11 protein-coding genes are annotated in these 14,440 nt (G+C 68.9%); 9 read left to right on the forward strand and 2 right to left on the reverse strand.

The window, feature by feature from the left end:
- Nucleotides 1–48: 48 nt before the first annotated feature.
- From ABD927_RS12460 to ABD927_RS12480, 5 genes are all read left to right on the forward strand, one after another.
- Entirely contained in the window at nt 49–588 is a 540-nt protein-coding gene (locus ABD927_RS12460) for a F0F1 ATP synthase subunit delta (protein ID WP_345249818.1), read from the forward strand.
- 40 nt (nt 589–628) lie between these two features.
- Nucleotides 629–2,164 carry a F0F1 ATP synthase subunit alpha gene (gene atpA / locus ABD927_RS12465; RefSeq protein WP_345249820.1) on the forward strand — a complete coding sequence of 512 codons (1,536 nt, stop codon included), beginning with the start codon at nt 629–631 and terminating at the stop codon, nt 2,162–2,164.
- A gap of 149 nt (nt 2,165–2,313) precedes the next feature.
- Nucleotides 2,314–3,192 (forward strand): F0F1 ATP synthase subunit gamma, encoded by an 879-nt coding sequence (gene atpG, locus ABD927_RS12470; protein ID WP_345249822.1) that lies wholly within the window; start codon nt 2,314–2,316, stop codon nt 3,190–3,192.
- A gap of 43 nt (nt 3,193–3,235) precedes the next feature.
- Nucleotides 3,236–4,657: a F0F1 ATP synthase subunit beta gene (gene atpD / locus ABD927_RS12475; RefSeq protein ID WP_345249824.1), complete on the forward strand. Its 1,422-nt coding sequence runs from the start codon at nt 3,236–3,238 to the stop codon at nt 4,655–4,657.
- A gap of 9 nt (nt 4,658–4,666) precedes the next feature.
- The gene (locus ABD927_RS12480; protein ID WP_345249826.1) at nt 4,667–5,086 is read left to right on the forward strand and encodes a F0F1 ATP synthase subunit epsilon; all 420 of its coding nucleotides are present in this window, start codon (nt 4,667–4,669) and stop codon (nt 5,084–5,086) included.
- A gap of 315 nt (nt 5,087–5,401) precedes the next feature.
- Here the strand turns inward: ABD927_RS12480 and ABD927_RS12485 are convergent, their stop codons facing one another.
- Nucleotides 5,402–6,109 carry a FadR/GntR family transcriptional regulator gene (locus ABD927_RS12485; RefSeq protein ID WP_345249828.1) on the reverse strand — a complete coding sequence of 236 codons (708 nt, stop codon included), beginning with the start codon at nt 6,107–6,109 and terminating at the stop codon, nt 5,402–5,404.
- 197 nt (nt 6,110–6,306) lie between these two features.
- Here ABD927_RS12485 and ABD927_RS12490 point away from each other — a divergent pair, with 197 nt between their 5' ends.
- Nucleotides 6,307–7,017: a hypothetical protein gene (locus ABD927_RS12490; RefSeq protein WP_345249830.1), complete on the forward strand. Its 711-nt coding sequence runs from the start codon at nt 6,307–6,309 to the stop codon at nt 7,015–7,017.
- A 21-nt stretch (nt 7,018–7,038) separates the two neighbouring features.
- Here the strand turns inward: ABD927_RS12490 and ABD927_RS12495 are convergent, their stop codons facing one another.
- Nucleotides 7,039–7,938: a LysR family transcriptional regulator gene (locus tag ABD927_RS12495; protein ID WP_345249832.1), complete on the reverse strand. Its 900-nt coding sequence runs from the start codon at nt 7,936–7,938 to the stop codon at nt 7,039–7,041.
- A 300-nt stretch (nt 7,939–8,238) separates the two neighbouring features.
- Here ABD927_RS12495 and hemE point away from each other — a divergent pair, with 300 nt between their 5' ends.
- The 3 genes from hemE to ABD927_RS12510 all read left to right on the forward strand — a co-directional run bounded on the left by hemE (nt 8,239) and on the right by ABD927_RS12510 (nt 14,306).
- On the forward strand, nt 8,239–9,312 hold the full coding sequence (gene hemE / locus ABD927_RS12500; RefSeq protein WP_345249834.1) for a uroporphyrinogen decarboxylase: 1,074 nt from the start codon (nt 8,239–8,241) through the stop codon (nt 9,310–9,312).
- A 365-nt stretch (nt 9,313–9,677) separates the two neighbouring features.
- Nucleotides 9,678–12,029, forward strand: a complete 2,352-nt coding sequence (locus ABD927_RS12505) for a primosomal protein N' (protein ID WP_345249836.1) — start codon at nt 9,678–9,680, stop codon at nt 12,027–12,029.
- Nucleotides 12,030–12,272: 243 nt separating this feature from the next.
- Complete coding sequence (locus tag ABD927_RS12510) at nt 12,273–14,306, forward strand: UvrD-helicase domain-containing protein (RefSeq protein ID WP_345249855.1); 2,034 nt, start codon at nt 12,273–12,275, stop codon at nt 14,304–14,306.
- Nucleotides 14,307–14,440 lie beyond the last annotated feature (134 nt).

Consider the following 14,440-nt stretch of genomic DNA (forward strand, 5'->3'; position numbering starts at 1 on the left):
GTTCGCGAATCATCTCGCCAACCGTAGTATCAGGCATCGAGAGCCAACATGGCTGAACTGTCCACCATCGCCCGGCCCTACGCTGAAGCGCTGTTCGGCGTCGCCCTCGCGGATGGCGCCGGCCTGGCCGCATGGGCCGAGCTGGTCGCCGAATGGGCGCAGGCGGCAGCGCATCCCGACGTGCGCGGCGCCATCGCCGATCCCAAGCTCGACAACGCGCAGCGCATCGAACTGTTCACCGCGCTGCTGAAGTCGCCGCTGTCCGGGCCGGCGCGCAATTTCATCACCCTGCTGGTCGAGAACGGTCGCCTGTTGCTGCTGCCCGAGATCGCGTCGCAGTTCGTGCAGCTGAAGAACCGCCACGAGGGTGCGGCCGATGCCGACATCGCCAGCGCCTTCCCGCTCGACGAAGCCCAGGTGGCCGAGCTGGTGGCCGGCCTGGAAAAGAAGTTCGGCGTGAAGATCCGGCCCAGCGTCCGCGTCGACGCATCGCTGATCGGCGGCGTGCGCGTGACCGTGGGCGACCAGGTGCTCGATACCTCGGTGCGCGCGCAGCTCGACCGCATGCGCGACGCGCTCGTCGCCTGACCGGCCGCGGCCCATCGATACAGGATTCCAGGAGTCAATCATGCAACTCAATCCGTCCGAGATCAGCGAACTGCTCAAGAGCCGCATCCAGGGCCTGGGCAATAGCGCCGACATCCGCACGCAGGGCACGGTCGTTTCCGTGACCGACGGCATCACCCGCATCCACGGCCTGTCCGACGTGATGCAGGGCGAAATGCTCGAATTCCCCAACAACACCTTCGGCCTGGCGCTCAACCTCGAGCGCGATTCGGTCGGCGCGGTGATCCTGGGCGAGTACGCCCACATCTCCGAAGGCGACACGGTCAAGACCACCGGCCGCATCCTCGAAGTGCCGGTCGGCCCCGAGCTGAAGGGCCGCGTGGTCAACGCGCTGGGCGAGCCGATCGACGGCAAGGGCCCGATCAACGCCAAGGCCACCGACGTGATCGAGAAGGTCGCCCCGGGCGTGATCGCGCGCAAGTCGGTATCGCAGCCGGTGCAGACCGGCCTGAAGGCGATCGACGCCATGGTGCCGGTCGGCCGCGGCCAGCGCGAGCTGATCATCGGCGACCGCCAGACCGGCAAGACCGCGGTGGCCGTCGACACCATCATCAGCCAGAAGGGCAAGGGCCTGACCTGCGTGTACGTGGCGATCGGCCAGAAGGCCTCTACCGTCAACAACGTGGTGCGCAAGCTGGAAGAGCACGGCGCGCTGGAGTACACCATCGTCGTGGCGGCCACCGCCTCCGACTCGGCCGCGATGCAGTACATCGCCGCCTACGCCGGCTGCACGATGGGCGAATACTTCCGCGACCGCGGCGAAGACGCCCTCATCATCTACGACGACCTGACCAAGCAGGCCTGGGCCTACCGCCAGATCTCGCTGCTGCTGCGCCGCCCGCCGGGCCGCGAAGCCTACCCGGGCGACGTGTTCTACCTGCACTCGCGCCTGCTGGAGCGCGCCGCGCGCGTGAACGAGGAATACGTCGAGAAGTTCACCAAGGGCGAGATCAAGGGCAAGACCGGTTCGCTGACGGCGCTGCCGATCATCGAAACCCAGGCCGGCGACGTGTCCGCCTTCGTGCCGACCAACGTGATCTCGATCACCGACGGCCAGATCTTCCTGGAGTCCGACCTGTTCAACGCCGGCATCCGGCCCGCCATCAACGCCGGCATCTCGGTGTCGCGGGTGGGCGGCGCGGCGCAGACCAAGGTCATCAAGAAGCTGGCCGGCGGCATCCGTACCGACCTGGCCCAGTACCGAGAACTGGCCGCCTTCGCGCAGTTCGCCTCCGACCTCGACGACTCCACCCGCCGCCAGCTGGAACGCGGCCGCCGCGTGGTGGAACTGCTCAAGCAGCCGCAGTACCAGCCGCTGCAGGTGTGGGAACTGGCCGTGTCGCTGTTCGCCGCCAACAACGGCTACCTGGACGACGTCGAAGTCAAGGACGTGCTGCCGTTCGAGAAGGGCCTGAAGGAGTACCTGAAGTCGAAGTATGCGGCGCTGGTCGGCCGCATCGAAGACACCAAGGAACTGTCGAAGGACGACGAGGCCGCGCTGCACGACGCCGTCAAGGATTTCAAGAAGAACGGCTAAGGATGGGACCCACCCCCTACGCGCTTAGCGCGCCCCCTCAAGGGGGCGGCACTGGCGGACCGGCGGAGCCGGATCCGCGGTGCCCTGGATTGGGCCGGGGCGAGTCGTGCGATGCACGCAGTGCCATGGGAACCGACAAGGGAAGATAGATGCCCGGAATCAAGGAAATCCGTACCAAGATCAAGAGCGTGCAGAACACGCGCAAGATCACCAAGGCGATGGAAATGGTCGCCGCGTCCAAGATGCGCAAGGCGCAGGACCGGATGCGCGCGGCCCGTCCGTACGCCGACAAGGTGCGCAACATCGCCGCCCACATGGCGCAGGCCAACCCCGAGTACTCGCATCCCTACCTGGAGCGGCGCGACGAGGTCAAGGCCGCCGGCCTGATCGTGGTCACCACCGACAAGGGCCTGTGCGGCGCGCTGAACACCAACGTGCTGCGTTCGGTGCTCAACCGCGTCAAGGAATACGGCGCGCAGAACGTGGCGCTGCAGACCACCGCGATCGGCAACAAGGGCCTGGGTTTCCTGACCCGGCTCGGTTCGAACGTGGTGTCGCAGGTGGTGCAGCTGGGCGACGCGCCCAATCTCGAGCGGCTGATCGGCGCCATCAAGGTGCAGCTCGACGCCTACGCCGAGGGGCGGGTCGACGTGGTCTACATCGCCTACAACCGCTTCATCAACACGATGAAGCAGGAGCCCGTGATCGAACAGCTGCTGCCGCTGTCGGCCGAGCGCTTCGCGCAGTCGGAAGCCGAGAAGAAGGCCTACTCGTGGGACTACCTCTACGAGCCCGACGCGAAGACGGTGATCGACGAACTGCTGCTGCGCTACGTCGAAGCGCTGGTGTACCAGGCCGTTGCCGAAAACATGGCGTCCGAGCAGTCGGCGCGGATGGTGGCGATGAAGGCCGCGTCGGACAACGCCAAGAAGGTCATCGGCGACCTGCAACTGGTCTACAACAAGACCCGCCAGGCGGCGATCACCAAGGAAATTTCGGAAATCGTGGGCGGTGCCGCGGCCGTCTGAGGCCAGGCGCGGCTCCCAGGAAATCAGCAATCGAGGAATCGATATGAGCAACGGAACCATCGTTCAGTGCATCGGTGCCGTGGTGGACATCCAGTTCCCCCGCGACCATATGCCCAAGGTCTACGAGGCCTTGACCCTGGCCGACGACAGCACGTCGTTCGCCGAGAAGGGCCTGACCTTCGAAGTGCAGCAGCAGCTCGGCGACGGCGTCGTGCGCACCATCGCCATGGGCTCGTCCGACGGCCTGCGCCGCGGCATGGCCGTGGCCGCCACCGGCGCGCCGATCTCGGTGCCGGTGGGCCAGGGCACGCTGGGCCGCATCATGGACGTGCTGGGCCGTCCGATCGACGAAGCCGGCCCCATCGCTTCCGACGAGCGCCGCGCCATCCACCAGCACGCCCCCGCCTTCGACGAACTGTCGCCGTCGGTGGAACTGCTGGAAACCGGCATCAAGGTGATCGACCTGGTCTGCCCGTTCGCCAAGGGCGGCAAGGTGGGCCTGTTCGGCGGCGCCGGCGTGGGCAAGACCGTGAACATGCTCGAGCTGATCAACAACATCGCCAAGCAGCACAGCGGCCTGTCGGTGTTCGCCGGCGTGGGCGAGCGCACCCGCGAAGGCAACGACTTCTACCATGAAATGGCGGAAGCCGGCGTCATCAACCTGGAGAACATCGGCGAATCGAAGGTCGCGATGGTGTTCGGCCAGATGAACGAGCCCCCGGGCAACCGCCTGCGCGTGGCGCTGTCGGGCCTGACGATGGCCGAGAAGTTCCGCGACGAAGGCCGCGACATCCTGTTCTTCGTCGACAACATCTACCGCTACACGCTGGCCGGCACCGAAGTGTCGGCGCTGCTGGGCCGGATGCCGTCGGCGGTGGGCTACCAGCCCACGCTGGCCGAGGAAATGGGCAAGCTGCAGGAACGCATCACGTCCACCAAGACCGGCTCGATCACGTCGATCCAGGCTGTGTACGTGCCCGCCGATGACCTGACCGACCCGTCGCCGGCCACCACCTTCCTGCACCTGGACTCGACCGTGGTGCTGTCGCGCGACATCGCGGCGCTGGGCATCTACCCCGCCGTCGACCCGCTCGACTCCACCAGCCGCCAGCTCGACCCGCAGGTCGTGGGCGAAGAGCACTACCAGGTGGCCCGCGGCGTGCAGCAGACCCTGCAGCGCTACAAGGAACTGCGCGACATCATCGCCATCCTGGGCATGGACGAACTGTCGCCGGAAGACAAGCTGGCCGTGGGCCGCGCCCGCAAGATCCAGCGCTTCCTGTCGCAGCCCTTCCACGTGGCCGAAGTGTTCACCGGCGCGCCGGGCAAGTACGTGCCGCTGAAGGAAACCATCCGCGGCTTCAAGATGATCGTCGAAGGCGAATGCGACGCCCTGCCCGAACAGGCCTTCTACATGGTCGGCACGATCGACGAAGCGTTCGAGAAGGCCAAGAAGCTCCAGTAAGGGGATCCCATGGCAACCATTCATGTTGACGTCGTCAGCGCCGAAGCGTCGATCTTCGCCGGCGAAGCGACCTTCGTCACGCTGCCCGGCGAAGCGGGCGAGCTGGGCATCCTGCCCGGCCACGCGCCGCTGATCTCGCGCATCCGTCCGGGCACGGTGCGGATCTCGCGCGCCGACAACGGCGAAGAGGAAGACATCTTCGTCGCCGGCGGCCTGATCGAGGTCCAGCCGGGCATCGTCACGGTGCTGGCCGACACGGCCATCCGCAGCGCCGAACTGGACGAGACCAAGGCCGAGGCTGCGCGCAAGAGCGCCGAGGAAGCCTTGAGCAAGGCCACGGACAAGACCGAGATCGCGGTGGTCGAGGCCGAACTGGCGATGCTGGCGGCGCAATTGGCCGCCATTCGCAAGCTGCGCAATCGGCACTAGCCGGCTGCCGGCGCCGGCGGCGCCGCCGCATGCAAGCCCCAGGCGGTTCCGCAAGGAGCCGCCCCATTCGTTTATGCGCCAGGATAGGCCATGAGCGTAGCGCGCAGCCTCTACCACGGCGCGAACGACACGACCACGGCGATCAGTACGACAAGGGCGCCAATGGTAAGAATTCGTCGATGTCTGGGATGCATGGCTGATCCGGATAACTAGACTGGACATGCCACGCAAGTCGCGTGCCTGCCGTCGGACGCGCATTCCATGAAACGGGTCATTCGCTGCGTCGCCGCAACAAGCGATGCGAGGCCGGCCGCGTCACGCCGGCGCCCCGGCGCTGTCGGCCCAGCGGCCGATCGCGCGGTTCAGATGCGCCAGCGAAGCGTTGCGCGCGGCCTCCGGATCCCGCGCGGCAATGGCCTGATAGATGGCGTCGTGTTCGTCTTCCAGCTCGAAGATGCGTCCCGCGCGCGTGCTGCGCCGACGGCTGTTGGCCAGCTGCTCGCGGATGTGCAGTTCCAGGAAGCTGAGGAATCTGTCGAACAGCGGATTGTTGGCGGCGCGGCCGATCGCGCGGTGGAAGGCGATGTCTTCCTCCACGCCGTCGAGGCCGTTGCGGGCGGCGGCGTTGACGGCGCGCAGCGCGTCGCGGATGGCGCGCAGTTGCGTGGCCGAGGCTCTCTGCGCGGCGAACGAGGCGGCCTGCGCCTCGACGCCCAGGCGCAGTTCGTAGACGTCTTTCACGCCGATGGCCGCGTCGTTGCCCACTTCGGCGATCCGGAACGGCACGGCGCCGAAGGTCGGCGCCACGAACACGCCCAGGCCCTGGCGCGACACCACCAGCCCGTCGGCCCGCAGCCGCGCCACTGCTTCGCGCACCACCGTGCGGCTGACGCGCGATTCGGCGGCCAGCGTTTCCTCGGTGGGCAACTGGCTGCCGGGCGCGCGCCGGCCGCTTTTGATCTCGTCGGCCAGCAGCGTGCTGAGCTGCTCGGCCAGGTTGACGGTCTGGAGTACGCGGGCCATCGAGTTGCCATTCCTTCCAAAAATAATCGGCTTGTCAGCGGGTCATCGTATGACCCGCCGGCCGGGGTGGCATCGGGGTTTGCACGCACCGGCCATTCTTATTGGCCTACGTGGATTTCCGATTGTGTCTTCCGCGCATTGAAGCATGCGGCGGCAGGGCCTAGTCTGGCCGCTCTACGAACACGGAAAGACGGGTCATGAGGGAATCGATCGATTGCGCTGTGGTGATGCTGCCGGAACATACCGGCTGGATCGAAGCATTCTTGAACGACTGCCGGCCGGCGCGCGACCGCCTGCGGCTGCATTGCATCGCGCCCGACGGCGGGCCGTGGCACGCCGGCCTGGCCGCCGTGGCGCCGCCGGCCGATGCGCTGCGCCGGGCGGCGCTCGCGCTCAAGCGCTACGACGTCTGCCTGCTGCCGGTCGCGCTGCCCACGCTGGGCTGGACCCGCATGGCGCTGGCCGCCGCCCAGGGCGCGGTGGAAACGCCCCTGATCGGCGTGGTGCGCGACATGACGGCCGCCGGCATGCAGGACCTGCTCGGCCTGGGCATGGTGGACTTCCTGCGCCTGCCGGTGTGCGCGGAGGAACTGCGAATCCGGCTCGAGCAATGGGCGGCGCCGCCTAGCCGCCCGGTGCCGGCGCGGCGCCGCGTCCGCCGGCCCGCCGCCGACAGCCTGCCCTGCATCGCCGCGCCCGTCCTGGCGGAGCCGGCCGAGGTGGAACCCTTCCGCTCGGCCAAGGCCCGCATCGTGACAGAGTTCGAACGCCACTACGTGACGGGGCTGCTGAGCCGGCACCAAGGCAATATCTCGCAGGCGGCGCGCGCCGCGCGCAAGAACCGGCGGGCCTTCTGGCAGCTCATGCGCAAGCACGACATCGCGGCCGAGGCGTTCCGGCCCGATTGACCGGCCGGTTCGCCGGCCGGGCTAGCCGCGCGGCGCGCCGAACACCGCGGCCAGGAAGTCGACGAAGGCCTTCACGTGCGGCGGCGTGGGGCGGCGCGAGGTGAACAGCGCGACGATCGGCGGCCCGGGCCGCCGCCAGTCGGGCAGCACCTGGCTCAATCGCTTTTCGGCCAGCGGCTGCGCCAGCAGAAAGTCCAGGTCTTCGTAGATGCCGAGCCCGGACAGCGCGCAGGTGAGCCCGGCGCGCGTGTTGTCGACGATCAGGTCGCCCTTGGCGGCGATGGTGACGGCCTGCCTGCCTTTGTTCAGTTGCCAGTCGTAGGGCCGGCCGCTGTCCGGATTCCAGAACTCGATCAGGCGGTGGCGCCGCAGTTCGTCGGGGTGGCGGGGCGCTTCGTGCAGCGCCAGGTAGGCCGGGCTGGCGGCCATGATGTAGTTGCCGCGGCCGAGCAGCCGGAAGCGCAGCGACGAATCGCGCGGCGGGCCGACCCGCAGGCCGACGTCGGCGCCCGACACGGTCGGGTCGACCACGCCTTCGTTGAGCGAGATGCGCAGCGCGATATCGGGATAGCTGCGGACGAATTCGGGCAGCCGCGGAATGACGCGCGCATTGGCCACCGATTCCGACATCTCCACATGCAGGCTGCCTTCGGTGCGGCCGCTGCGGGTCTGCATCTCGGCGTCGAGCGCTGCCAGTCCGTCCAGCAGCAGCGAGGCCCGCTCGGCGTAGCGCTCGCCTTCGCGGGTGAGCCAAACGCGGCGCGTGGTGCGATTGAGCAATTGCACGCCCAGATGTTTTTCCAGTTCCTGCACATGGCCGGTCACGGCCGAGCGCGACACGCCCATGCGGCGGGCCGCGGCGGTGAAGCTGCCGCTATCGGCCACGGCCAGGAAAGCGCGGATGGGGGTGATTCGGTCCATAGTTCATGAATATAAAACAATCGCTTCAAGGCATGCCATCAATGGCTGCCTATAATTTACTGAGGCATGGCGCCTACGAGGACTTCCATCATGAACACGCTTGCCATCAGGGCGCCGCGGTGCGAACCGCGCGCGCACGCCGCGCGCCGTCGCGCCGGCGACCTGGCGTGCGTCGCCGCGAAGGTATTGCTGCCATATGCGGTGATGGCCGCCATATTGTTATTCGCAGGGTAACAATCCCGTTTCCGTGCGACGGTGCGGCCGCGCCGGGTAAAATCGGCGTTTTCCCCCGAGGTCGCCGTGTCCGCCCCTCCCCTTCAAAACGACGTCTTCCTGCGGGCCCTGGCGCGCCAACCCACCGAGTACACGCCGGTCTGGCTGATGCGCCAGGCCGGCCGCTACCTGCCGGAGTACAACGCCACGCGCGCGCGGGCCGGCTCGTTCATGGGTCTGGCTACGAACCCGGACTACGCCACCGAAGTCACGCTGCAGCCGCTGGCGCGCTTCCCGCTGGACGCGGCGATCCTGTTTTCCGACATCCTGACCGTGCCCGACGCCATGGGCCTGGGGCTGGACTTCGCCGCCGGCGAGGGGCCGCGCTTCGCGCATCCGGTGCGCGACGAGGCGGCCGTAGCGGCGCTGGCTGTGCCCGACATGGCCCGGCTGCGCTACGTGTTCGACGCGGTGGCGCAGATCCGCCACGAACTGGCCGGCCGGGTGCCGCTGATCGGCTTTTCCGGCAGCCCGTGGACGCTCGCCTGCTATATGGTGGAAGGCGCCGGCTCGGCCGACTACCGTCTCATCAAGACCATGATGTATCGCCGCCCAGACCTGCTGCACCGCATCCTGGCGGTGAACGCCGACGCCGTGGCGCAATACCTCAATGCCCAGATCCGGGCCGGCGCGCAGGCGGGGATGATTTTCGACAGCTGGGGCGGCGTGCTGGCCGACGGGCTGTTCCAGCAGTTCTCGCTGGCCTACACCCGCCGGGTGCTGCAAGGCCTGCTGCGCGAGCATGATGGCCGGCCGGTGCCGGTCATCGTATTCACCAAGGGCGGCGGCCAGTGGCTGGATGACATCGCCGCCTCGGGCTGCGATGCGGTGGGCGTGGACTGGACGGTAGACCTGGCTGCCGCGCGCGAACGCGTGGGCGGCCGGGTGGCGCTGCAAGGCAATCTCGACCCGATGACGCTGTTCGGCGGCGAGGCCTGTATCCGTGCCGAGGCCGCGCGCACGCTAGACCGCTTCGGCGCCGGGCCGGGCCACGTCTTCAACCTCGGCCACGGCATTTCGCAGTTCACGCCGCCCGAGGCCGTGGCGGTCCTGGTGGAGGCGGTGCACGACCACAGCCGCCGCCAGCGGCGGGCGGGCTGAGGGTACCGGAACCTAGGGGTAACCCCTGAAGGCACCATGCGATGCGCTGACATCTTTCCATTGACTTATGCACATTCCCGGATTAGCCGGGAATACCGCTGGCGAAACATCAAGTCCATCCTCACGTTTGCACAAGTCATTGATAAACAAGGGAAAAATATCTCCCTAGCAAGAAACGCTCGCTTCGGGAAGGAAGTTGTACAAGCGGTTACAGTTGTTTCTCGAGCTTTGTCCCCAAAGTTATCCACAGGTTTGCGCGGACTATGAAAAGTTGCGGCGGGGCTAGGAGTTAGGGGCGACTTCGAGGTTTTACTTTAACTTCAACTCTCTAGCAGCCGTCGACTTCCCGAGCTACCGGACTCATCGTGCCCGTTTCAAATTCCGCCTCCGATCCTTCTTCCGCCGCCGGACATGGGCACTGGGTCCGGGTCGCGCTCGACGTGCCCCTGCCAGGCCTGTTCGATTACCGCGCCGGGGGCGAGGTGCGGCCGGGCCAGCGTGTCATCGTGCCGTTCGGCCGGCGGGAGCTGGTGGGCGTGGTGGTCGAGAGGCCTTCCATGCCGGCCATTGCCGAGGAACAGGTGCGCGACGTGGCGCAGGTGCTGGACGACGTGCCGCCGCTGCCCGAGGACTGGCTGCGGCTGGCGGCGTTCGCGGCCGACTATTACCAGCGGCCGCTGGGCGAGGTGATGCTGCCGGCGTTGCCCGGGCCGCTGCGGCGGCCGGCAGCCTACCGCGGCAAGCGCGCCGGCGGCGGGCCCGTCGCCCGGCTGGACGCGCGCGCGGCGCGTGCGGCGGGCGGCAAGCGCAAGGGGCGCCCCGGCAAGGCGGGCGCTTCTGGCGATGGGGACGTCGTCGCCGGAGACCGGGCAGCCGCTGGTGCTCCGGGCGGCGCCGCCGGGATGACCGCGACGGCCGGTCCCGCCGTCCCCGGCGATGGCTTGGTTCCTGCCCGTCCGGCGCTGTCGGCCGCCCAGCAGGCGGCCGTCGACGCGCTGGCCGCGCTGCAGGGATTCCGCCCCGTGCTGTTGCACGGCGTGACCGGCAGCGGCAAGACCGAGGTCTACCTGCATGCCGCCGAGCGGGTGCTCGCCGCCGGGCGCCAGGTCATGCTGCTGGTGCCCGAGATCAACCTGACGCCCCAGCTCGAGGGCGTGCTGCGGCGCCGGCTGGAGGCGGTGGCCGGCGTACGCGGCGTGGCGGTGCTGCATAGCGGGCTGGCCGACGGCGAGCGGCTGGAGGCCTGGCTGCGGGCGGTGCGCGGCGAAGCGCGGGTACTGATCGGCACGCGGCTGGCGCTGTTCACGCCGCTGCCGGAACTCGGCCTGATCGTGGTCGACGAGGAGCACGACCCTTCGTACAAACAGCAGGAAGGCCTGCGCTATTCGGCGCGCGACCTGGCCATCTGGCGCGCGCGCGACCGCGGCGTGCCGGTGGTGCTGGGCTCGGCCACGCCGTCGCTGGAAAGCTGGCATCACGCCACCGCCGGCCGCTACCTGCTGCTGTCGCTGCCGGAACGGGCCCAGGCCGGCCAGCTGCCGGCGATCCGCCTGCTCGACACCCGGCCGCTGCGGCTGGAGCAGGGGCTGGCGCCGCCGCTGCTGGCCGCGGTCGAAGCGCGGCTGCAGCGCGGCGAACAGTCGCTGATCTTCCTGAACCGGCGCGGCTACGCGCCCGTCCTGCACTGCGACGCCTGCGGCTGGGTAAGCGGCTGCCGCCGCTGCTCCGCCTACATGGTGCTGCATCGCGCCGTGCGCCCCGGCCTCGCCGGCGGCCCGTACCGGCACGAACTGCGCTGCCATCACTGCGGCTGGCAGGAGCGGGTGCCGGCGGCCTGCCCCGATTGCGGCAACCAGGATTTGCAGCCCATGGGGCGCGGCACGCAGCGGCTGGAGGAATACCTGGCGCAGCGCTTTCCGCAGGCCCGCATCGCGCGCATCGACGCCGACAGCACGCGGCTCAAGGGCAGCGCGCAGAAGCTGTTCGCGCAGGTGCACGCGGGCGAGGTCGACATCCTGGTCGGCACCCAGATGGTCGCCAAGGGCCACGACTTCCAGAACCTGACCTTCGTGGGCGTGCTCAATGCCGACGCGATGCTGTTCTCCCACGATTTCCGCGCGCCCGAGCGGCTGTTCGCGCAGCTGATGCAGGTGGCCGGCCGCGCCGGCCGCAGCGGCAGCGCCAGCGAGGTGTTCGTGCAGACCGGCTATCCCGAGCAGCCGCTGTACCAGGCGCTGGTGCGGCACGACTATGTCGGCTTCGCGCGCTACGCGCTCGACGAGCGGGCCGCGGCCGGCTTGCCGCCGTTCGCGTACCAGGCGCTGCTGACGGCGGAGGCCGGCGAGCTGGCGCAGGCGCTGGGGTTCCTGGCGCAGGCACGGGAGGCCGCCGAGGCCTGGGCGGCGGCCGGCGACGCCGCGGCGGTCGCTGCGCAGCCCGAGGCGGGCAGCACTCGCCGGGCCGCAGTCGCACCGATGGTCTCCGCCGGCGCCGCCCAGCCCGCGATTGCCGCCGACATGTCGCGCATAACGCTTTATGATCCCGTACCGCTGCGCGTCGTGCGCGTGGCCAACGTCGAGCGCGCCCAGCTCCTGGCCGAGAGCGACAGCCGCCCTGCGCTGCAGGCCTTCCTGCGGTCCTGGACTGCCCTGTTGCCTACGCTGCCGGGTGCCTCCCGGGTCCGCTGGCAACTGGAAGTCGATCCGCTGGAAATATGAGGAACCCCCCTACGCGCTTCGCGCGGTCCCCAGGGGGCGATGCGGGCGGACCGGCGGAGCCGGATCCGCCGCATCCTGGGTGGGGCGGCGCGGATTCATGCTTGTGGGAGGCGCGCTGCGCCGTGGAGTAGTGATATGACTTCCTCTTCTTCTTCTGCAGCCGGTCGCGCCATGGATCGCGCCGAGGCGCGGCTGATGCGTCCGGCGGCGGGCGTGGCCGAACTGCCGCCGCTCGACGCCGGCATGAACCCGGCGCAGCGCGAGGCGGTGCGCTATCTCGACGGCCCGTGCCTGGTGCTGGCCGGCGCCGGCAGCGGCAAGACCCGCGTCATCACCCAGAAGATCGCCTACCTGCTGCGCGACTGCGGCTATGCGGCGCGCAACGTGGCGGCGCTGACCTTCACCAACAAGGCGGCCAAGGAGATGGCCGAGCGCGTGAAGGCGGTGGCCTCCGCCAGCGCCATCAAGGGCTTGACGATCAGCACCTTCCATTCGCTGGGCGTGCGCATGCTGCGCGAAGAGGCGCGCAACGTCGGCCTCAAGCCGCAGTTCTCGATCCTGGCCGCCGACGATGCGCTGGGCATCGTGCAAGACCTGATCGCCACCACCGACAAGGGCAGGCTGCGCGCCGTGCAGCATACGATCTCGCTGTGGAAGAACGCGCTGGTGGAGCCCGAGGCCGCCGAACGGCTGGCCGCCACCGAAGGCGAGCGCGAAGCCGCGCGCGCCTACCGCAGCTACAACGCCACGCTGCGCGCCTACCAGTCGGTCGACTTCGATGACCTGATCCGCCTGCCGGCGCAGCTGCTGGAGCGGGACGCCGAGGCGCGCGAGCGCTGGCAATCGCGCCTGCGCTATCTGCTGGTGGACGAATACCAGGACACCAACGCCTGCCAGTACCGCCTGGTGCAACTGCTGACCGGTCCTCGCGCGATGTTCACCGCGGTGGGCGACGATGACCAGGCGATCTATGCCTGGCGCGGCGCCACCATCGAAAACCTGGCCAGGCTGACCACCGACTATCCGCAGCTGAAGGTCATCAAGCTGGAGCAGAATTACCGCTCGGCCCAGTGCATCCTGCACGCCGCCAACAGCGTGATCGCCAACAACCCGAAGCTGTTCGAGAAGAAGCTGTGGTCGGACCTGGGCGCCGGCGACCCGATCGCCGTGGTGCCGATGGACGACGACGAGGCCGAGGCCGAATCGGTGGCGATGCGCATTTCGGCGGCCCGCTTCGAGCGGCAGGGGCACTGGCGCGACTACGCCATCCTGTACCGGAGCAACCATCAGGCGCGCGTGTTCGAGCAGGCGTTGCGCAACCTGAAGATCCCGTACATGGTGTCGGGCGGCCAGAGCTTTTTCGACAAGGCCGAAGTGCGCGACGTGCTGGCCTATCTGCGCCTGGTCGCCAACGACGACGACGACCCGGCCTTCATCCGCGCCGTCACCACGCCCAAGCGCGGCGTGGGCCAGGCCACGCTCGAACAGCTCGGCACCTATGCCGGCGAGCGCCAGGTGTCGCTGTTCGCCGCGCTGTTCGAGGCCGGCCTGGAACAGCGCCTGGCCGCGCGCCAGCTCGGCCCGCTGCGCGAATTCGGCCAGTTCATACAGCGCATGCAATGGCGCGCCGGCCGCGGCGCGGCGCATGCGGGCGCGGTGACCTCGTCGGAGCCGGCCGGCCCCATCCTCGACGACCTGCTGCAGGCCATCGGCTATGAGCGTTACCTCTACGACACCTTCGACGAGCGCGGCGCCCAGACCCGCTGGCAGACCGTGCTCGACCTGGTCGGCTGGCTCAAGCGCAAGGCCGAGGAAGACGGCATGTCGCTGATCGATCTGGTGCAGCACGTGGCGCTGATCACGATGCTGGAAAAGAACGACGACGAGGATCCCGACCTGGTGCGCCTGTCCACGCTGCACGCGTCCAAGGGGCTGGAGTACCCGCACGTGTTCCTGGTGGGCGTCGAGGAAGGCCTGCTGCCGCACCTGGGCAAGGACGACGAGGAAGGCGACCCGGCCAAGGCGGCCGAGTCGTTCGAAGCGCGCATCCAGGAAGAGCGCCGCCTGATGTACGTCGGCATCACCCGCGCCCAGCGCAGCCTGCACGTGACCTGGTGCAAGAAGCGCCGCCGCGGCCGCGAAGACGTGCCCCGCGAACCCTCCCGCTTCATCAAGGAAATGGGCCTCGCCGCCGACGCCCCCGCCGACGCCATGCCCGGCCTCAGCGCCCGCGAACGCCTCGGCCGCCTGAAAGCCCTGCTAGGAAAAGGCGGCTAGTCCAGCGCCAGCAACACCTTTCGCCACCCGCTTCTACCCTGCTTGCCGCCGGCAGAATTGCCCCCCGCCGGCCACTACCCCATCCAGGGCGCCGCGGATCCGGCTCCGCCGGTCCGCCAGCGCCGCCCCCTTGA

This window comes from Pigmentiphaga soli (genome assembly GCF_039541095.1).
Taxonomy (GTDB): domain Bacteria; phylum Pseudomonadota; class Gammaproteobacteria; order Burkholderiales; family Burkholderiaceae_B; genus Pigmentiphaga; species Pigmentiphaga soli.